Source organism: cyanobacterium endosymbiont of Braarudosphaera bigelowii, from assembly GCF_020885515.1.
GTDB classification, from domain to species: Bacteria; Cyanobacteriota; Cyanobacteriia; order Cyanobacteriales; family Microcystaceae; genus Atelocyanobacterium; species Atelocyanobacterium thalassa_A.
The window spans coordinates 1,182,426-1,204,947 of record NZ_AP024987.1; the positions used below are offsets into that span (position 1 = coordinate 1,182,426).

The following is a 22,522-nucleotide window of genomic DNA, read 5'->3' on the forward strand; positions in this document are numbered from 1 at the left end:
TATTAGTATGATTTGTTTCGAAGTCTTTTTTACAAAGGAATTAAAGATTTAGGATAATGTTTCTCCCAATCTAAACCTACAATAATTGTAATATCAGAAGCTAAGTTACCTGTACTTTCCACAAGAACTTCGCCTATTCCTAAATCTATTCTTAACGCTGCTGCTCCTACACTGTCTCCATTTTGCGCTATGATACGAGTCTTATTAAGATTTTCTGGCCATTCATGACTAACAAAGGTACGTTGATATCCAGCATTCTTTAAAAAATCAGCTACTTGTTGTGCTGACTTGGGATTTTCAGTACTGTTCTGTACTGCTATTCTAAGACTGTTTGGGGTTGTTTCTCTAGCATTTAAGTTAAGCGAACCATAGTCAAAATATGTTGCAATCATACTCTTAATTTGACTATGATCTGGTAACCAATAACTTACTTCATGTTTACCATTTCCATTAAAATTACCAGGAAGCATTAACATTTGTACATTAGACCGTTGTATTTGAGAAGCAAATCCTGATAAGGCTACTAGTTCTTCAACTGTTAAGTTAGTATCGATATAAGAATTAATAATTGATAATATTTCAGGTATTCTTAATAAATTTTTAGGCTTTAAAGCTTGTTCAACTAAAGCTCTCATAAACATTTGTTGACGTTGTACCCTACCGATATCACCATAACGGTCATAACGAAAACGTAAAAAGGAAACCGCTTTTTGCCCATCTATATGTTGTTCACCTTCTTTAATATTAATGTAAAGATGTTGGCTATGATCGGTATATTTCATATTTTTAGGAACGTAAATGTTCACTCCTCCTAACGCATCAATTACTTTTTCAACTCCCTGGATATTAAATCTAACATAGCGGTTTATTGGGACTCCACCTAACAGGTTACTAATAGTTTCCGCAGCCAAAGAGGGTCCACCATAATAGTTAGCCTCATTTATCTTTCTTATTTCATGTCTAATAATTGCTTGAGTATCTCTAGGAATAGATAAAATACTTAATTTTTTAGTTATGGGATCAAATCTAGCAAGGACCACAGTATCAGATAAACCTTTGAAAGAATTGACTAAAGCGTGATGTCCTAATTTTTTTCTTTGTTTATTGTCATTTATCTCAGATGTTAAAACTTTAGTACCTAAGATAAGTACATTAACAGGGCGACTTAATTTTGGAAGACGTAAGTTAGTATAAGAAATAGCTTCATTTTGACTAAAAACCTTTTCCTGATTCTTAGTCAAAGAACTTCTTTGCAAGGGTGTTGATGACAAAGAGATAGCAACTAGTACTCCAATACTAGCTGATATGATACTAATCATTATCAGTCCTAAACGCATAAATGACCAGTTGGTATTTTCTCCTTTTTTTTTAATAGAAGATTTCTGATGAGATAAATTGTTAGGATTACTTTTCTTAAATGACACAGCTTTCTTTACACCTTAAATATCGTCTGAATATATTTCAAAACTTGCTTTTAAACAAAATTTTAACTGTTTTATGAATTATGATAACTTCTAAGACTAGAATGATAACCTTTCATAACAATCATTTTAAAAACTAAAAAAAAATCAAACTTCTTGTGAATTATTTTTTGCCCAATTTGAAATTTAAAGATAATTTAACTTTAACTTAGATAGATCAAAAGTAAATACATACTACTAATTCTAATTAAGCTAAATATTTATTCATATCGAATATCTCTAAGCTATAAACGAGAATTAACCAATCTATATTCTAGAAATAATTATTAAATAGTAATATATTTTTTGGCGTAGTTCTATTTAACTTGATAGATAGAACAGTAGCACTAAAAATTATATAAATATTGACTATTATTTTAAAAACAACTATCTTACTAAGTTATGATTAATAAAGATTCTATTTATATAAAAATAAAATTTATACCTTAAGTTAACTATTATAATTTTGCTAGCTTCATAGTATCATTCTAATTAATTTTTTTTTAGCTATTAAAAATATAATGTTTTTCCACTATTAGCTAATAACAGTAAAATTAATTGTAAATATTCAGACAGTACCTTTTAACGAGAAACTAAATAATCAAATAAAATTATATTTATTAGGTAAAACCCTCTAATGTTTTTAGAGGGTTTTACCTAATAAATATAATAGATCTATAAATTATCCTAAAAGTATTTTGGCTTTGGCAATAACATTTTCAACGGTAAAACCAAATTTTTCCATGCATACTTTACCAGGAGCAGAAGCACCGAAAGAATCAATACTAACAGAATCTCCTTCAAGACCTACATATTTTGCCCATCCTAAACTAGTTCCTGCCTCAACAGATAATCTTTTTGTTACGGCTTTAGGCAATACAGATTCTTTATAAGCTGCACTTTGTGCTTCGAATTGTTCCCAACAAGGCATAGAAACTACTCGCACTTTCTTACCCGTATTTGACAGTTGTTCGGCGGCAGATACACATAAGCTCACTTCAGAGCCTGTTCCTATAAGAATAATGTCAGGCTCTCCATTGCAGTCAAGTATAGTGTAAGCTCCTTTATAAACTCCTTCTATGGAGGTTCCAGGTAAGTTAGGTACATTTTGGCGGGTAAATACTAACAAAGTGGGTAAATTACTCTGTGCATTTTCAATAGCAATTTTATAAGCTCCAGAACACTCATTTCCATCTGCAGGTCTTATGACTGTTAAATCTGGAATGGCACGAAGAGAAATTACAGTTTCTATTGGTTGATGAGTAGGTCCGTCTTCTCCTTGTCCGATAGAATCATGAGTTGTTACCCAAATTACTCCTGCTTTAGATAATGCAGATAATCTAATAGAAGCCCTTACATAGTCAGTAAAAATTAAAAATGTGGCGCAATAGGGAATTAAACCAGAATTATGAAGTGCTATTCCATTACAGATAGCCCCCATAGCATGTTCTCTTACACCAAAATGAACATTACGATTCTCATAATGTCCTTTCTGAAAATCGCCAGAATCTTTAAGTTCTGTTAAATTAGAATGAGTTAAATCTGCTGACCCCCCTATTAATTCAGGTAAGACAGGAGATAAATAATTCAATATGTTAGCAGAATGTTTACGAGTGGATATCCCAGTGTCTTCCGGTGTGAAACTTGGAAGTACTTTAGCCCAATCTTGAGGAATTTGACCATCCACATAGCGTTCAAACTCAGAAGCTTCTGAAGGATATTTTACTTTGTAATCATTAAGAGTAAGATTCCACTTTGATTCGTAATCTGCACCTCTTTTAACAGATTTACTCATATGAGTGAGAACATCTTCAGGTATAACGAAAGGCTCGTACTCCCATCCTAAATTTTTTCGAGTGAGATTAATCTCTTCTGTGCCTAGAGCAGCTCCATGAATTCCCGCAGTGTTTTGTCTGTTAGGAGAACCATAGCCAATGGTAGTTGTCACCTTTATCATTGTAGGTTTATCAGTGACTTGTTTAGCTTTCTCAATAGCTTCAGCGATAGCTACTAAATCAGTATTACCATTTTCTACATGTAGAACATGCCATCCATAAGCTTCAAACCGTTTGGATACATCTTCTGTGAATGCTACATCAGTAGAGCCATCAATAGAAATATGATTATCATCATAAAGAGCAATCAATTTTCCCAACCCCCAATGTCCAGCGATAGAGCAAGCTTCGCTAGCTATTCCTTCCATATTACAACCATCGCCTAATAAAACATAGGTATAATGATCAACAATGGTGGCATCAGGTTTATTAAACTTAGCTGCTAAATGAGCTTCTGCAAGAGCCAATCCAACACCATTAGCTATTCCTTGTCCTAGAGGACCAGTAGTTACTTCAACACCTTCAGTTTCAAAATTTTCAGGGTGTCCAGGAGTTTTTGATCCCCACTGACGAAATTGCTTAATATCATCAATGGTCACACTATCATAGCCAGTTAAACAAAGCAAAGCATAGTGCAACATGCTGCCATGTCCAGCAGAGAGAACAAAACGATCACGATTAAACCATTTAGGATTTTTAGGATTAAACCGCAAAAATTTATCCCATAAGACAAATGCCATTGGAGCTGCGCCCATTGGTAGTCCTGGGTGACCTGATTTTGCTTTTTCAACAGCATCAACAGCTAAAAAACGGATAGAGTTAATGCAAAGTTCTTCGAGCGACCGGGTAGCAGCGATCATAATTTTTTCTAGTAATGAACTACAGTAAAATAACGATTCGGTATGGAGTAGAAAACTTACCAGTTGTCAATTACCCCAGATTTTGTCTTTATCATCCCACTCTAATGTAACGATGGGAAGATGTGAAATCAAAATTTTATTGAAATATTTATATTTTCTTTAAGATGAATAAGTTATCAACCATTTTGTTTTTAAAGATTACTAAAATTAAATATCATTTTCTAATAAGATATATTCTGCAAATAAATAATACTTGGTATATATCGTAATTGTTTCAGAGAAAATATCTTTAAGCAGGAAGTTATTACTATTTCTAAATCTATATTGTTGCGTATTTATTATAAAAAGATACTATTGGATAGCTACATATTAACCTATTTTCGTGGTATTCTTGGTTTTTATCTAAAAAAACTTAAATACAAAATCTAGAAAGTTTTAGGATTTACCAACTTTAAACCTTCACTATACACTCTTTAATTATGCATTTATTAAATATAGCAAATTGAATATTTCACACTTAATTTACTTCTAGTTTATTAAAGTTAATTCATTTTTGATAAGATTAAGATATTACATATTATAGAACAGGTGTACGATTATGTTTCCATCCATCTAATTATAAGCTCCTTAGTTACTTTTCCTGAAATTATATAATTAGGGCCATTGCATAATAATATTCGAACATATACTAGTATTGATATATCCTTAGATAAATGACTAAATTTTGAAGGGTTGCAAGCAATCTAAAGGTTACGTTAAATTTAATTAAGCTTAGAGTTATTTCTTGAGCATATTGTCGATACTGATCGCAACTTCTTGACAAGAATACATACATCGCTAAATCAAGTCTTGATAACAACGAGAAACCTTAACTTATGAAAATATCTTGGAGAACTCTATTACTCTGGACTTTACCACTTCTAATAGTTTGCTTTTTTATTTGGCAAGGTCAATTCCCTCCTGCCTCAGAGCAACTAGGAAATAGTACGGCCAACAAACGTATAACTTACGGGCGTTTTTTAGAATATTTAGACACGAATCGTGTTGTAGGTGTAGATCTTTATGAAGGTGGACGTACAGCTATTGTACAAATAGCAAATCCTGAATTAGAAGATCAAATACAACAATCACGAGTAGATTTACCAATATACTCTCCTGACTTAATAGCAAAAATACGTTCGTCTAATGTAAATATAGAATCCCATCCTATCCGTAATGAAGGAGCGTTATGGGGATTCTTAGGAAATTTGTTATTCCCTATTTTACTTATTGGATCTCTATTTTTTCTTTTTCGTCGTTCCAGTAATTTGCCAGGAGGACCTGGGCAAGCAATGAGTTTTGGAAAATCCAAAGCTCGTTTTCAAATGGAAGCAAAAACAGGCATCATGTTCCATGATGTAGCTGGTATTGATGAAGCGAAAGAAGAGTTGCAAGAGGTTGTCACTTTCCTCAAAGAACCAGAACGTTTCACTGCTATAGGAGCAAAAATTCCTAAAGGAGTATTGTTAGTAGGCCCTCCAGGAACTGGAAAAACTCTTTTGGCTAAGGCTATTGCTGGAGAAGCAGGAGTCCCTTTCTTTAGTATTTCTGGCTCTGAATTTGTAGAAATGTTTGTAGGTGTTGGTGCTTCTCGTGTTCGTGATTTATTTAAAAAAGCCAAGGAAAGTGCTCCTTGTCTAATATTTATTGATGAAATAGATGCTGTTGGTCGTCAAAGAGGCGCTGGAATTGGCGGCGGAAACGATGAAAGAGAACAAACCCTTAATCAACTATTAACAGAAATGGATGGTTTCGAAGGTAATACAGGAATAATTATTATTGCTGCCACTAACCGTCCGGATGTTTTAGATTCTGCTTTAATGAGACCTGGACGTTTTGATAGACAAGTTATGGTTGATGCACCTGACTTTAAAGGTAGAGTTGAAATTCTAGAAGTTCATGCTCGTAATAAAAAATTAGCTCATGATGTTTCTCTTAAATCTGTTGCACGTAGGACTCCTGGCTTTAGTGGAGCGGATCTGGCTAATTTATTAAATGAAGCTGCAATCCTTACAGCTCGCCGCCGTAAAGAGGCTATAACAATCTTAGAAATAGATGATTCGATTGATCGTATTGTTGCTGGTATGGAGGGAACTCCATTAATTGATAGTAAGAGCAAGCGTCTAATTGCTTATCATGAAGTTGGTCATGCCATTGTTGGAACCTTGATTAAAGATCATGATCCAGTACAAAAAGTTACCCTGATTCCTCGTGGTCAAGCACGTGGATTAACATGGTTTACTCCTAATGAAGAACAAGGGTTAATAACCAAGACACAATTAATAGCTCGTATAGCAGGTGCTCTAGGAGGACGAGCAGCTGAAGAAGAAGTCTTTGGCTATGACGAAGTTACGACTGGTGCTGGGAGTGATCTACAGCAGGTTTCGGATGTTGCTCGTCAGATGGTAACTCGTTTTGGAATGAGTGATTTAGGACCTTTATCACTAGAAAACTCTTCTAGTGAAGTTTTTCTGGGAGGAGGGTTAATGAATCGAGTTGAATATTCTGAGGAAGTTGCTATGAAAATTGATAATCAAGTACGTACCTTAGCAAAACAAAGTCATCAAATAGCTAAACAACTTATTAGAGATAATCGCGAGGTAATTGATCGTCTTGTAGAATTACTAATCGAGAAAGAGACCATTGATGGCGAAGAACTTCGACAAATTGTGGCTGAATATACATACATACCTGAAAAAGAACAATTCATATCACAGTTATAATTTAATTAAAAAATATTTACTATATGTAGTATGGACGCATAACTGCGTCTTTTTTATTGATTTTTTTAATCTAAAGTATTTTAAATATACGAATAAGAACAAATAAGTCCATTCAGTTTGAACTTAATTTTAATAAATAATATTGTGAATATAAGTATTCCCACAAAAAAATAAAAATAACTTTTTATCGATGAAGATTGTTAAAAAATACTTTTCTTTTATAAGTGTCAATAATTGTTTAGTCGAAAACTTATCTCAAAGTTAGATTGACATAATGATAAAATATAGGACTACTTGTTTTGATAAAAACTAATTTATTTAAAGCTTGATATGAAAAATTTAATGACTATATGCTAAATATATCTAGTGTTCATTTTTAAGATATTGCTAAGCGTTTGTTTAATATTTTAACTCTACGTTTAGCAACTTTATTATCTAAATCATTCTCCAAAGTCTTTCTATATGTTTCAAGAGCTTTTTCTGTCATTTGTTTCTTTTCATAAGCGTTAGCTAAATTATTAAGCGCAATTATGTATTGAGGATGAAGTTTAATTGCATCCTTATAATTACGAATTGCTAAATCTATTTGTTCTTGAGATAAATAACAAAAGCCTAGAGCATTGTATATTAAAGCTTGATTCTCTGGCTCTAAATTTTTACCTATTTCAAGTCCTTTATTAAATAAATTAGTTGCCTGAATATATAGTTTTTTATTGAGATATAAACTTCCCAGTTCATAATATTCTTGAGCTGAACCTTTCTCTTTTTGTAGCTTCTTCTGCAGCTTGTAGAATTGTTTTTCAGTACGAGTAGTTCGTATAGTTTGTAAAACCACAAAAAATCCTAGTGTTCCTAAAAGTAAGACGACGCCTGACAAATAAATAGCTGGTAGGAGTTCATTCATTGTTTTTATCCTTATAATATGACTATTGAATTATACTGTTTTTCAACTAGAAAGATGTTTTTTTTCTAAGGAAGATCCCAATATTTAATTCGTTGGTTCAACCAGCCAGAAATTTTTAAACGATAGATTGATTGATTAATAAAATTTCGCAAATCAGAAGACTTTAAGCCTTTAGGCATTGCGACTCCTAAGCCTTTTGTAGATAACTTTAGCGATAATCTGTGGTATTGTGGGTATTCTTTAATCCATCCTGCTAAGATACTATTATCTGAAGCGAAAGCATCTACTTCTCCATTTTCCATTAAATTAAGAGCTTCTTTATAAGAATTAACACCGATTAAGTTTATTTTTGGGAAACTAGAACGAATACTAGAAATAGTATCAGAATAATTAATTACAGCTACTTTTAAGTTAAATAAATCAGATGAATTTTTTATTTGATGGTTATTAGTAATAATTCCTGTGCTATCTAAATAGTAATATGGGCTAAAATTAATTAAACGAGAGCGAAAAGAATTAATCGTCATTCTAGCAATTACTATATCTACTTCACCATCGATAACTTTTTGTAAACGTTCTTGATTATCAACAATTTTAAAGATTATTGAATCAGCATTACCTAGAATATCTTCAGCCAATTGTTTTGCTAAATCAATCTCTAAGCCTTCTAACTGATTTCTACGATTGAGAAAACTTAAGGGACGAGTATTGTCTTTTACAGCAACAATTAGTTTTCCTCGTTCTCTGATTTGTTCTAAACTAGCAGAATGAACAATATTATAATTTAAACCTAATCTAAAACTAATAATAAAAGTTAAAAATAGCCTGTAAATTTTTAGAGAATTGAACATTGAGGTCTTGATTTAAAAGAATAAATCATACTTTGAAAAATTGACATTGTTAAACTAAAAATAGATTATCTAAAAATTATGACTTTTTACAACTTTTCTATTATCTAAGATAATTATTTTTTTAGCACAGAAGATAGAGCTTCATTTTAACCATAAAAAAGTTTACTTTCAGCTAGATCAGCCAATATAGTCAGCAATAAATTTAGAATTAAACATTACTATAAAAAGCAAGTATTTAAGATTTTAACCTATTGGTATTAACAAGATTTATTCTCTAGTGCAAAAATCTTGTTACTCGAGTAACTTTAATCTAAATTCTAAGCCAAAAAAATTAACTATCTTTATTATTTGTCAGTGTAATGATGAAGTTCTGATTTAATTTCCATAGAACTAAATTGTAATCTTTCTAAATCAAATAAAGACATTGATTCTATACCAAAAGAAGCAATTCCCATACTTACTAATCCTGTAGCTACTGTACCCATTGCTACAGTACCAAAAGAAATAAGTCCCATAGGGACAATCCCTATAGCGATAATTCCCATAGGTGCTATTCCAATAGAAATATAGCCAGTAGGACTAATACCAATAGAAATTAATTTATTTTTTTTTGTACCACATTCTCCCATCGGTTGAACGTCAACAATTTTTTCCGTTCTTAATTTAGACATCATAAAATCTACTATAGTAAAACAATTTATCACATCATATTCTACTTATAAGTATCTAAAATCGTCAAAAGACACTACACAAAACTTATTAGGCGATGTGTAATTGTTAAAAATATCTCAAATAATCTCGTTTTATAAAAATTAAAAAGCTTAAAATAATTACTTTATTTAAAAGTTTGTAATAGGAAATTTAAAATTTCTATTAATTAGAAAATAAATTTTCTATAATCTAACTACTATAGACATTGTCAATAATATTTCAAATGATTAGATCAGGAAGCACAATTGCAGGAATTGCAACAGCGATAGTCCCCGAAGAAGGAAGTGTTGGTATAGTCCGTTTATCAGGAGATGAAGCCTATACTATTGCAAAAAAAATATTTACAGCTCCTGGAAAGCAGAAATGGGAATCCCACAAAGTTCTTTATGGTTATATTTCTTCTCCAAAAAATCTACAGGTTATAGATGAAGCTTTACTAATATTAATGCTAGCTCCTCGTTCTTATACGCGTGAAAATGTTGTGGAATTTCATTGTCATGGAGGAATAATAGTAGTTCAGCAGGTTTTGCAGTTATGCTTAGAAGAAGGAGCTATATTAGCGGAACCTGGAGAATTCACGCTAAGAGCCTTTCTTAACGGTAGAATTGATCTAACTCAAGCTGAAAGTATTTTAGAGTTAGTTGGAGCAAAATCACCTTTAGCTTCTCAGATAGCAATGGCAGGAATACAAGGAAAATTGTCTGATCCTATTAAGAAATTACGTCTTGATTGTTTAGAGTTACTTTCTGAAATTGAATCAAGAATAGACTTCGAAGAAGATTTATTGCCATTAAGTCAAACTTTAATTTTAGAAAGAATACATAATTTCTTAAATAGAGTCGAAAATTTATTATCAACTTCTAACACTGGAGAACTTTTACGAAGTGGACTTAAAGTTGCTATCATAGGTCGTCCTAATGTAGGTAAGTCAAGTCTTTTGAATGCTTGGAGTAGAACTAATCGAGCTATTGTAACTGATTTACCTGGAACAACTAGAGACATAATAGAATCTAACTTAATAATTAAAGATATACCTGTTAAGGTATTAGATACAGCTGGAATTAGAAGTACAGATGATCAAATAGAAAAAATTGGTGTTCAGCGAACACATCTTGCCGCAAGTCAAGCTGACCTCATCCTATTGACGATTGATGCCAAAGTAGGTTGGACTAAAAACGAAATAGAAATTTATGAAAAGATAGAACATCTTCCAATGATATTAATAGTTAACAAGATTGACTTGGCTACTCCTGATCTATCTATGATTCCTTCAAAAATTCAAGAAGTCATTAAAATCTCTGCTATAAAACATTCAGGAATTGATTTAATTGAAGAAGCTATTTTAAATTTTATTAATAAGAAAAGTTTAATAGCAAAAAATATTGACTTTACCATTAATCAAAGACAGTTAGAAATTTTGATACGTGTTAAATTGGCTTTCGAAGATATCGTAAAGACAATTAATGATGAACTTCCATTAGATTTTATAACAATTGATTTACGATCTGCTATTAAAATATTAGGAGAAATTACAGGAGATGATGTAACAGAAAGTTTGTTAAGTAAAATATTTAGTACTTTCTGTATTGGTAAATAAATATATTCTTATCTAAAAAATTATAAATATTAATTAGAATAAATTAATAAATGAGAAATAAGGATAATAAATAATACATATTTCAAAATCATCAAAAAGATATTATTACTAGTACACTTTCAAATTTCTATTTTTGTTGTAAAGAATTGAAACTTTGTATTTCTTTCTCTATTTTTTCCTTGCTTAACTTATTTCCAATTAACACCAATTTAGTTTCCTTTGGCTCGTTAAAATTCCAAAAACGATCATAAAAGGTATTAAAACGATTTCCTACTCCTTGTAGAACTAAACGCATAGGCTTATGGGCAACATGGATAAATCCTTTAATACGATAAATTTCATGATTTTCGACTAATTTAGATAAAATATTAATTAATATTTTTGGTTCATACGCTTTAGAGGTAATAATTGTAATTGCATTAATATTATCATCATGATGATGCTCTTCACTATCATGGTGAGTAGGTCGACTCTCTAAATTCTCTTCCACATGTGCATTGAACCCCAATAGAATATCTATATTAATTTTTCCTTGATGGCATGCAATTATTTTTACACCATTTCTTAACTTACTTGATAGCCAATTTTTTATGATTGATAATTCTTTCTCATCTACTAAATCACATTTAGTCAATAAAACCAAATCTGCGCAGGTTAGTTGATCTTCAAATAATTCCTCAATAGGAGTTTCATGTTCTATGTTATGGTCTTCATCTCTTTGAAGTGTTAAAGAATTTAAATTACTTACAAATTTACCACAAGTTAATGCTTCACAATCTACTACAGTTACAACACCATCTACTGTAGTACTGTTCCTAATCTCTGGCCATTTAAAAGCTTGAATCAAAGGTTTGGGCAACGCAAGACCAGAAGTCTCGATAAGAATACAATCCAATGAATCTCGGCGTTCTAAAAGTTTTTCAATACTAGGATAAAACTCTTCTTGAACTGTACAACATAAACATCCATTTTTAAGCTCTATAATATTATTCTCAGGATTTTCACCTTCTTCACAAATCTGACAATCTTTTAATATTTCTCCATCAACTCCTACTTCTCCAAACTCGTTAACTAAAACAGCAATACGACGTCTTTTATTATTTTGTAACAAATGTCGAATTATAGTAGTTTTTCCAGAACCAAGAAATCCCGTTATTATTGTAGCTGGTATTTTATGCATAAATTAGTATTAGTAAGTTTCTTGTAAATTAGTATAATTTATAATGTCCTCAATAATTTTATTAATTCCCTTTTTAAGTAAATAGTAATTAAATATAAAAAGTTTTTTTAAACATAATTAACTATTTGACTTATTGATACTAAATATATCTAACTAAAATTATCTTTAAGTTGTCTGATTTTCTGAAATATTTCAATAGGGTTATTGGTTTTAAATATTTTTCGTAAAGATGGATAATCACATCTTAAGAAGGGATTAGTTTCTTTCTCTTCTTGTAAAAAAGATGGAATAGTAGCTTGGTTATTCTTACGAAGATTAATTACTTTATCATAACGAAGAAGTAAATTATGATTATCTTTCTCAATAGTCAAAGCAAATTTAAGATTATTCACTGTATATTCATGAGAACACCAAATACGAGTTTTATTTGGTAATGTTCTTAGCTTTATTAGCGAGTTATACATTTGTTCAGCAGTTCCTTCAAATAAACGTCCACATCCTCCTGCAAATAATGTATCCCCACAAAATAATTCTCCTGTTTCTTGATGAGAGCTTGGGGGAAAGTAATATGCAATATGACCGTTGGTATGACCAGGAATGAAAAAAATTTCAGCATTTTTGTTAGCAAAATTGAATTGATCACCCTCTCTCAAATAATGATTTTGACCTGGAATTCGTCCTTTATCTTGTTCACTTCCATAAATCGAAACATAGGGAAATTGTTCTATTAACTTCTTGTTTGCTCCTATGTGGTCTTGATGGTGATGAGTATTTAAAATTGCTACTAATCTTGTTCTTGATTTTTTTAAATAATCAAGAACTACGCGATAATTAGCTGGATCTATCACAACAGAGGTTTTATCTTTAAAATTCTGCACTACAAAAATGTAATTATCTGATAAAGCTGGCAAGCACTTAATGTACATAATGATATTTATTCTTAAAGTTTGACACATTAGGATCATTGTTTAAAATGAAAATAATACGAGAAACTAGATAATTATCTAGTTAGTCATAAAAATCGAAAAATTTAAGGTAATACTTCCATTTAATGAATTAAAGATAAGTTTTATTTATTAAATGGAAAAAGGTTTAATTATTTGTTCATAATAAAAATATTTTTCAAGAATTATTTTAGAAGCTAAAAATAAAAGTATTCCGAGATAGTATTTGGCTTATATTAAGTAGTTAAGATTTTTTAAACATTCTTTTATAAATGAAAGTCCCTGAATTTACTCAAAAACTTCGTCAACTTACAACTGTTAATATCCAAAATAATTGGTTTACAAATTCAGAGGAAGTAAAAACAAATATAATTGATTTTACTGACTTAGACTTGATGGTAGTAGATAAAAAAGAATTTTTAACTTGGAATGCAGGTAGTCAAACAAAGTGGTTAATACAAGAAATTATTATTCAAGAATCTTTGAATGGATACTGTTTAAAAGGATTTTCTTTAAGGTTATCATTAACTTGGTGGGCAGAGAAAGTTCAAATATTTGTTAATAAAAAACTAGTACAAGTAGGAGATTTATTTGATTCCTCAGCAAGAATTTTACTAACATCTTCAGTTAAGAAGGAACGAAAAATTGTCGTTTCTTTATGTTTAACTAGTCCCAGCCATGATATTGGGGCGTTAATGAAATCTCAACTTATTTATGAAAAAAATCATCATTTAATTGATCCAGGATTTCTTGCTGACGAAATAGATATACTCTATAAGTATTTATATACGTTTAAACCTAACAAGGTTAACTTTTTAGAGAAACAAATTAATAGATTTGATTGGACAAGTATAAATAATTCTGAACATTTCAATAATCAAATATATCAGATGCGTTGGAAACTAATGTCGTTAAGTAATGATATTAAAAAACGTAACTTTAATATCCTTGGACATGCACATCTCGATATGGCTTGGTTATGGACAATCAATGAAACTTGGGAAATAGGAAAGCGAACTTTCCAGTCAGTAATAAACCTACAGAATGATTTTAAAGATTTAACATTTTGTCATACTTCTCCTGCTCTCTATGAATGGATCGAAAAAAAACAGCCTGATCTTTTTCAAGAAATTATGACACAGTCCAGGAAAAATAAATGGGAGGTATTAGGAGGAATGTGGATTGAACCAGAAGTCAATTTAGTATCTGGAGAATCTCTTGTAAGACAAGTATTATATGGGCAGAGGTATATTAAAGAAAAATTTGGAGAAACTACCAAGGTTGCTTGGTTACCAGATAGTTTTGGTTTTTGTTTACAGTTGCCACAAATATTTAAATTAAGTGAAATAGATTATTTTGTTACCGGAAAGTTACACTGGGGACGTTCTGTAAAATTTCCTCATAGTATTTTTTGGTGGAAATCTCTTGATGGCACCAAAATATTGACATTAATGTCTCCACCAAATACAGAAGGTGTAGTAAATACTAAGCCTGGAACTATGACAGATTACAGTGTTCAATGGGAAAAAGAGACTCAGCTAAAGGAAATTTTTTGGATTCCAGGGATAGGAGATCATGGTGGTGGACCAACGCGCGATATGCTAAAAGTTGTTAATCGCTGGAGTAGATCTCCTTTTTTTCCTAATATTACTTTTACTACTGCTAAAAAATACTTAGACAAAGTTTTCAATATCATAAAAAATGAACTTAATATTCCAACTTGGGATGATGAACTATACTTGGATTTACATCGAGGTTGTTATACAACTCATGCAGATCAAAAATATTTTAATCGTCGTACCGAAGAATTATTATATAAAGCAGAACTTTGGGTATCTATCAGTTCTATTATTGATAATAAATCTGTTAGTGAAAATACTAGGAACAGTATACAATCTGCATGGAAGCAAACTTTACTAAATCAGTTTCATGATATATTGCCAGGAACTTCTACGAGTGATGTATTTATAGAAGCTAACAAAGGATGGAAAAAAACAAAGTCAATCGCAGAAGAAGTCCTAAACAAAGCTCTTAGAAAGATCGTATCTTATATAGAATATCCACCAGCTCCACATATTTTTGCCAAACCCATTGTTATTTTTAACCATTTAAACTGGGAAAGATCTGAGGTCATTGAACTTGATACTCAAGGTGATAAGTATGAAGTCTTTGATCTCAACCACAATAAATTGTGTATTCAAATGTCACATAGTAATAAATTATTATTTTGTGCTGATAATATTCCATCTATCGGATATAAAATCTTTTGGATAATTCCTTCTAATAAAGTTACATATACCAAGACAAAAGTTACAGAAGAAAAAGATTGTAATTTTACTTTAGAGAATAGTTTCTTAATGGTAGAAATTAGTAGAGAAACAGGGAATATTGCAACAATCTATGATAAGGTCAATCATTGTAATGTTCTAAAAACAGAAGGTAATCAATTAGAAAGTTTTCAGGATAAAGGACAGTATTGGGATGCTTGGAATATTGATCCAGAATATAATAAATATCCTTTGCCTAATGCAACATTGAAATTTATTGAGGTTTTAGAAAAAGGTCCTATTCAATGGAAAATAAGAGTCATTAAAAAGATAGGACAATCTCAATTTATTCAAGATTATATATTACAGATAAATTCTTCTATCTTAGAGATTGAAACTACTGTTGATTGGAAAGAAACATATGTATTAGTTAAAGCTTCTTTTCATTTTAGTATTAGAGGTGATTATACTAGTTATGAAATTCCTTTTGGTTCTATAAAAAGAACAAACCTGTCTAAAACAAGTTATGAAAAATCAAAATGGGAAGTTCCAAGTTTGAGATGGGCTGATATTACTGACAACAATAATAGTTACGGAGTTAGCTTACTAAATGATTGCAAATATGGTTATGATAGCAGGAATGACTTGTTAAGATTAACTTTATTAAAAAGTCCCAGATGGCCTGACTCGAATTGTGACAAAGGAATTCATCAGTTTAGTTATGCTATTTATCCCCATAAAGGTACTACAAAAGAGGCAAAAACTATTCATAAGGCACATGAATTTAATATGCCTTTACAAGTCATTAGAATTAACAGTCAGTATAAATGCAGAGCTAAGTTACCTCCTGTTTTCTCAGGGATAAGTATCAATAATGATAACTTAATTCTGTCTGCATTTAAACCTTCAGAAGATAAGAAATATAATTATATACTAAGGTGTTACGAATCTGAGGGAGAAAAAACGAATATAGATTTCAGAAGTGATCTAGAGTTAAGATTAGACAAAAAAGTTAATTTATTGGAACAAGAAGTTGATCAAAATAAATACTTAGTTAAGCCCTGGGAGATTATAAGTTTTATGCTTATAGATAAAAATTTATGTAATTAAAGTTTAGTACATATTTTGTTTTTATATAATAATGTAAAAAAACTTATACATAAGGATTTTTTAATCAATTAAAATATTAATAACTATTATTACTCAACCAAGTAATTGCTACCCTTAATAATTCTTCTATATCTATCTTTTTTAATAAGAATTTATTATTTTGTAAATAAGTAGTTGCAAGATTAACTTCTTTATGACTGTAACCTAAAGATAATAAGGTCAATTGAATATCTTCCAACATACCTTCATATGAAATACAAAAAGATGATTCTGCTTTTATTTCAAATAACTCCATTAATTTTAATAATTTACTATTTAATTCTAAAATTATTCTTTCAGCTGTCTTCTTACCTACTCCAGGTGATTTAGATAATGTTTTAATATCACCTGAACAAACTGCTTTTATTAACTCTTCTGAACCTAACGTGTTAAGCAAAGTGATTGATAATTGTGCCCCAATACCAGTAATATTTACTAGCTGACGAAAAATCTCTTGTTCCAACTTATCAATAAATCCATATAAAATCTGGCAATCTTCTCGTATTTGCATGTGTATAAAAACTTTAATTTGATCTGATTTCCTATCAGATATTTTTTTTGCTAGCTTGGAAGTAATTTGTAATTCATATCCTATTTGATTAACTTCCATAACTAAAATTATTCGATTTTTAGTATTGTTTACAATCTCGACAAATTTTCCCTTAAGATAGTGAATCACAAGCGCCTTATATATTGATTAACAGTAAAATTGCAACAAAATTATTAAATTTGATATTATCAAAGAAAATATAACTTTAACAATAATCTTCTGTCTATATCTGAAGTTTGATATTTGAAACGATATTTTTATGGAGTAAAATAAACAGTTAAAGCCTATTTTTTTAAAAAAATAATTATTCTTCTTAGAACTCCTTTCAATTAGTAATTATTGAAATTAACTTATATTTTTAAAAAATATAAGTTAATTTATTTATGTCGAAAATTAGAGTGATTTCTGAATATTTAAACTTAGTAACTAAGCTTAAGATTTTTATTTTTCTATAAGCTGATCGAAGACCTTCTTTTTTAGTTCGATATGTCTTTAGTGAAGCTTTACCTAAAAAGGCGGCACTATAAATGTAAACCTAATCTTAATAATTGTTAAGCTTCTTTCTCAGAACATAGATCTAACCTTTATTATTTATGATGAATGGAATGCTTTTGATTGCTTTGCTTGGAACTAAATTGAAACAGGCATACTAAAATGCGGTCATGTAGATAAAGCAAGTTGTTTTATCATCAATGGATGCTGCACTCAAAAGAAAAACCTTAAAGTTTATAAAGTTTATTGTCGAGAGAGAAGAACCCTCATGGCAAAAGGTACTGAGGCGAGAGCTAAGGTTATAGTAGATATCGATCCAGTGCCCACCTCTTTTGAAAAATGGGGTGAGCCAGGACATTTTGATCGCACTTTGGTTCGAGGTCCCAAAACTACTACTTGGATTTGGAACCTCCATGCTAATGCACACGATTTTGATAGTCAAACAGATGATCTAGAAGATGTTTCACGGAAAATTTTCAGTGCGCACTTTGGTCATCTAGCCGTTATTTTTGTTTGGCTGAGCGGCATGTTTTTTCATGGCGCAAAATTTTCTAATTATGAAGCGTGGTTAACTAACCCAACACTTATCAAGCCTAGCGCTCAAGTTGTTTGGCCAGTCGTAGGCCAAGGAATTTTAAACGGAGATATGGGTGGTGGTTTTCATGGTATTCAGATCACCTCTGGTCTGTTCTATCTATGGAGATCCTCAGGTTATACTAATAGCTATCAACTCTATGCTACTGCCATTGGTGCATTAGTCATGGCTGCTTTAATGTTGTTTGCTGGATGGTTCCATTACCATAAAAAAGCTCCCAAGCTTGAATGGTTTCAGAACGTGGAATCCATGCTTAATCATCATGTAGCGGGAATATTAGGATTAGGTTGCCTTTCTTGGGCAGGTCATTTAATTCATGTTTCTTTACCAGTTAATAAGTTGTTAGATGCTGGGGTAGCTATCAAGGATATCCCTCTTCCTCATGAGTTTTTCGATGCTAGCAAAATGGCCGAATTATATCCAAGTTTTGCTAACGGAGTAACTCCTTTCTTTACTTTGAATTGGGGAGCATATTCAGATTTCTTAACTTTTAATGGTGGACTAAATCCACAGACAGGAAGCTTGTGGCTTACTGATATAGCTCATCACCATTTAGCAGTTGCTGTCCTTTTTATAATTGGCGGCCATGTTTATAGAACTAACTGGAATATTGGTCATGGGATGAAAGAGCTTCTTGATGCTCATCAAGGTCCTCTTACAGGAGAAGGTCATAAAGGCTTATATGAAATTTTAACTACTTCATGGCATGCCCAGTTAGCAGTCAATTTAGCGCTGTTAGGGTCATTGAGTATCATAATAGCTCAGCATATGTATGCTATGCCTCCTTACCCTTATTTGGCAACTGATTATGCGACTCAGCTATCTTTATTTACCCATCATATGTGGATTGGTGGATTTTTAATAGTTGGTGCTGGTGCGCATGGTGCAATCTTTATGATAAGAGATTACAATCCTGCCCAAAATGTCGATAACCTCTTGGATAGAGTAATTCGTCATCGTGACGCAATAATCTCCCATCTTAATTGGGTTTGTATGTTTCTTGGTTTTCATAGTTTTGGACTCTATGTTCACAACGATACTATGAGAGCACTAGGACGTCCACAAGACATGTTTTCAGATTCAGCTATTCAATTACAGCCAATTTTTGCTCAATGGTTGCAGAATATTCACACACTAGCACCTAGTGGAACAGCACCTCATGCACTAGCAACTGCTAGCTATGCTTTCGGTGGTGATACTATTGCAATTGCTGATAAAGTTGCTATGATGCCTATTACTTTAGGAACAGCTGATTTCATGATTCATCATGTTCATGCTTTTACTATTCATGTAACTGTTCTTATTCTTTTAAAAGGTGTACTGTATGCTCGTAGTTCTCGTCTTATTCCAGACAAGAATGAACTAGGATTCAGATTCTCTTGTGATGGTCCTGGACGAGGCGGTACTTGCCAAGTTTCTGGTTGGGATCATGTATTCCTTGGATTGTTTTGGATGTATAACTCTATCTCTGTAGTTATCTTTCATTTTTCTTGGAAAATGCAATCAGATGTTTGGGGAACGGTATCTTCTAGTGGAGATGTTACACATACTACTTTAGGTAACTTTGCACAAGGCGCTATTACCATCAATGGTTGGCTAAGAGACTTCCTTTGGGCACAATCAGTTAACGTAATTAATTCTTACGGTTCTGAATTATCAGCATACGGAATTATGTTCTTAGCTGGTCACTTTGTATTTGCTTTTAGTTTAATGTTCCTATTTAGTGGACGTGGTTATTGGCAAGAACTTATAGAGTCTATTGTTTGGGCTCATAACAAGTTGAATGTTGCACCTTCTATTCAACCTCGTGCTTTAAGTATCATTCAGGGACGAGCTGTTGGGGTAACCCACTATCTATTAGGTGGAATCGTAACTACTTGGGCATTCTTCTTAGCAAGAAGCTTATCACTTTAGTTTGTGGCAAAAGGATTAGGAAAATAAAATTAGTTAGTAATTTTTTTTCTATTTGTCCTTTACCCAATTTTGAAAAATCTAAACGATCAATTTATATCGTTCTTTTTCTAATAAGTCTTTAGTTATAAAAACTAATGGCATTTGGAAAATAAATAGCACTTTTGCAACAGCCTCATTGTTTTAGAGAGGAGAATTTCCTAAAAAGCTATGGCAACTAAATTTCCAAAATTTAGCCAGGATCTCGCTCAGGATCCAACTACCCGTCGGATCTGGTATGGAATGGCTACGGCCCACGATTTTGAAATCCATGATGGAATGACCGAAGAAAATCTTTATCAAAAGATTTTTGCTTCTCATTTTGGTCATCTTGCTATCATATTTTTGTGGACTTCCGGTACCCTTTTTCACGTAGCCTGGCAAGGTAACTTCGAACAATGGATCAAAGATCCTCTTAATACCCATCCTATCGCTCATGCGATATGGGATCCGCATTTTGGTAAAGGCGCGATTGATGCTTTTACACAAGCTGGTGCTTCTTCTCCTGTTAATATAGCTTATTCAGGTGTTTATCATTGGTTCTATACAATTGGTATGACAAGTAATAGCGAACTTTACCAAGGATCTATTTTTCTTTTGATTCTTGCTTCACTATTATTGTTTGCTGGTTGGTTACATTTACAACCTAAGTTTCGTCCAAACTTGGCTTGGTTTAAAAATGCTGAATCCCGCTTAAATCATCATTTAGCTGGTTTGTTTGGCGTTAGTTCTTTAGCTTGGGCAGGTCACTTAATTCATGTTGCAATACCTGAATCTCGTGGTCAACACATACGCTGGAACAACTTTTTATCTACTCCTCCTCACCCAGCAGGACTAGAGCCATTTTTTACAGCTAATTGGAGTGTTTATGCACAAAATCCTGATACTATCAACCATGCTTTTGGTACAGCTGAAGGTTCAGGAACAGCAATATTAACTTTCTTAGGTGGTTTTCATCCTCAGACTGAATCACTTTGGTTAACTGATATAGCTCATCATCACTTGGCAATCGCAGTAATATTTATTATTGCAGGCCATATGTACAGAACTAACTGGGGAATTGGTCATAGCATCAATGAAATACTTGAAGCTCATAATCCTCCTCTTAGTGATCCATTCCATCATGGAAGATTAGGTGCTGGTCATCGTAATATGTATGACACAGTCAATAACTCTCTTCATTTCCAACTTGGTTTGGCATTAGCTTCTTTAGGAACTATTACTTCCTTAGTAGCACAACATATGTACTCCATGCCTTCTTATGCTTTTATTAGTCAAGATCACACTACTCAAGCTGCTCTTTATACTCATCATCAATACATAGCTGGATTTTTGATGGTAGGCGCTTTTGCTCATGGTGCAATATTCTTTGTACGTGATTACGATCCTGAAAGTAATAAAGATAACGTTCTAGCACGAATGTTAGAACACAAAGAAGCAATTATTTCACATTTAAGTTGGGTATCGTTGTTTCTTGGTTTTCATACCTTGGGACTATATGTTCATAACGATGTAGTAGTTGCTTTTGGAACTCCTGAAAAACAAATTTTAGTCGAACCAGTATTTGCTCAGTTTATACAAGCAGCTTCTGGAAAAGTTATGTATGGCTTTGATGTCTTATTATCTAATCCTGATAGTATGGCGTCTACTGGAGCTGCATATCTACCAAATTGGCTAGAAGCGATTAATAGTGGAAAAAATTCACTATTTCTTGATATTGGTCCTGGTGATTTCTTAGTACATCATGCTATTGCTCTTGGATTACATACTACAGTTCTAACTTTAGTCAAAGGAGCATTAGATGCTAGAGGTTCTAAGCTAATGCCTGATAAGAAAGATTTCGGCTACGCCTTCCCTTGTGATGGGCCTGGTCGTGGAGGTACTTGTGATATTTCTGCTTGGGATTCCTTTTACTTAGCAATGTTTTGGATGCTTAATACAATAGGATGGGTAACTTTCTATTGGCATTGGAAACATTTAGGTATCTGGTCTGGTAATGTAGCTCAATTTAATGAAAATTCAACCTATATAATGGGTTGGGTCCGTGATTATCTTTGGGCTAACTCAGCTCAGTTAATTAATGGATATAATCCATATGGAACAAACAATTTATCCGTCTGGGCTTGGATGTTCCTACTCGGACATTTAGTTTGGGCAACCGGATTTATGTTCTTGATTTCTTGGCGTGGTTACTGGCAGGAGTTAATCGAAACACTTGTTTGGGCACATGAACAAACACCGTTAGCTAACCTAGTACAATGGAAAGATAAACCAGTTGCTCTTTCTATTCTACAGGCTCGTTTAGTTGGCTTAACACACTTTACAGTGGGTTATGTACTGACTTACGCCGCTTTTCTTATTGCTTCAACCGCTAGTAAGTTTGGCTAAAACAGTTTATTGTTTAAAGCATAAATC

Annotated in this window: 13 protein-coding genes; 5 read left to right on the plus strand and 8 right to left on the minus strand. The window is 32.1% G+C overall.

Annotated elements, in window-relative coordinates; genetic code table 11:
- Positions 1–29 precede the first annotated feature (29 nt).
- Both LPC16_RS04950 and tkt read right to left on the minus strand, forming a co-directional pair.
- Entirely contained in the window at positions 30–1,424 is a 1,395-nt protein-coding gene (locus LPC16_RS04950; RefSeq protein ID WP_229637038.1) for an LCP family protein, read from the minus strand.
- Between the two features lie 718 nt (positions 1,425–2,142).
- Positions 2,143–4,155: a transketolase gene (tkt, locus tag LPC16_RS04955; protein WP_040055121.1), complete on the minus strand. Its 2,013-nt coding sequence runs from the start codon at positions 4,153–4,155 to the stop codon at positions 2,143–2,145.
- A gap of 875 nt (positions 4,156–5,030) precedes the next feature.
- Between tkt and ftsH2 the strand changes: the two genes are divergently transcribed.
- Positions 5,031–6,917: an ATP-dependent zinc metalloprotease FtsH2 gene (ftsH2, locus tag LPC16_RS04960; protein ID WP_229637040.1), complete on the plus strand. Its 1,887-nt coding sequence runs from the start codon at positions 5,031–5,033 to the stop codon at positions 6,915–6,917.
- 376 nt (positions 6,918–7,293) lie between these two features.
- On the opposite strand, the gene LPC16_RS04965 is transcribed toward ftsH2, so the two are convergent.
- From LPC16_RS04965 to LPC16_RS04975, 3 genes are all read right to left on the minus strand, one after another.
- Positions 7,294–7,821, minus strand: a complete 528-nt coding sequence (locus tag LPC16_RS04965; protein ID WP_229637042.1) for a tetratricopeptide repeat protein — start codon at positions 7,819–7,821, stop codon at positions 7,294–7,296.
- Between the two features lie 65 nt (positions 7,822–7,886).
- Positions 7,887–8,672 (minus strand): transporter substrate-binding domain-containing protein, encoded by a 786-nt coding sequence (locus LPC16_RS04970; RefSeq protein ID WP_040054747.1) that lies wholly within the window; start codon positions 8,670–8,672, stop codon positions 7,887–7,889.
- 344 nt (positions 8,673–9,016) lie between these two features.
- Positions 9,017–9,346, minus strand: coding sequence for a hypothetical protein (locus LPC16_RS04975; protein WP_040054746.1), 330 nt, complete (start codon positions 9,344–9,346; stop codon positions 9,017–9,019).
- A gap of 260 nt (positions 9,347–9,606) precedes the next feature.
- On the opposite strand from LPC16_RS04975, the gene mnmE reads away from it, so the two are divergent.
- Positions 9,607–10,980: a tRNA uridine-5-carboxymethylaminomethyl(34) synthesis GTPase MnmE gene (mnmE, locus tag LPC16_RS04980; protein WP_229637044.1), complete on the plus strand. Its 1,374-nt coding sequence runs from the start codon at positions 9,607–9,609 to the stop codon at positions 10,978–10,980.
- Positions 10,981–11,107: 127 nt separating this feature from the next.
- On the opposite strand, the gene cobW is transcribed toward mnmE, so the two are convergent.
- Together cobW and gloB are read right to left on the minus strand one after the other, a co-directional pair.
- On the minus strand, positions 11,108–12,160 hold the full coding sequence (gene cobW, locus LPC16_RS04985) for a cobalamin biosynthesis protein CobW (RefSeq protein ID WP_229637046.1): 1,053 nt from the start codon (positions 12,158–12,160) through the stop codon (positions 11,108–11,110).
- Positions 12,161–12,309: 149 nt separating this feature from the next.
- Positions 12,310–13,086: a hydroxyacylglutathione hydrolase gene (gloB, locus tag LPC16_RS04990; RefSeq protein WP_229637726.1), complete on the minus strand. Its 777-nt coding sequence runs from the start codon at positions 13,084–13,086 to the stop codon at positions 12,310–12,312.
- Positions 13,087–13,376: 290 nt separating this feature from the next.
- Between gloB and LPC16_RS04995 the strand changes: the two genes are divergently transcribed.
- Positions 13,377–16,481: an alpha-mannosidase gene (locus LPC16_RS04995; RefSeq protein ID WP_229637052.1), complete on the plus strand. Its 3,105-nt coding sequence runs from the start codon at positions 13,377–13,379 to the stop codon at positions 16,479–16,481.
- 76 nt (positions 16,482–16,557) lie between these two features.
- Here the strand turns inward: LPC16_RS04995 and ruvA are convergent, their stop codons facing one another.
- Positions 16,558–17,199 (minus strand): Holliday junction branch migration protein RuvA, encoded by a 642-nt coding sequence (ruvA, locus tag LPC16_RS05000; RefSeq protein ID WP_229637061.1) that lies wholly within the window; start codon positions 17,197–17,199, stop codon positions 16,558–16,560.
- A gap of 631 nt (positions 17,200–17,830) precedes the next feature.
- On the opposite strand from ruvA, the gene psaA reads away from it, so the two are divergent.
- Entirely contained in the window at positions 17,831–20,071 is a 2,241-nt protein-coding gene (gene psaA / locus LPC16_RS05005; protein ID WP_040054741.1) for a photosystem I core protein PsaA, read from the plus strand.
- A gap of 207 nt (positions 20,072–20,278) precedes the next feature.
- Positions 20,279–22,495 (plus strand): photosystem I core protein PsaB, encoded by a 2,217-nt coding sequence (gene psaB, locus LPC16_RS05010; RefSeq protein ID WP_040054740.1) that lies wholly within the window; start codon positions 20,279–20,281, stop codon positions 22,493–22,495.
- Positions 22,496–22,522: the final 27 nt, after the last annotated feature.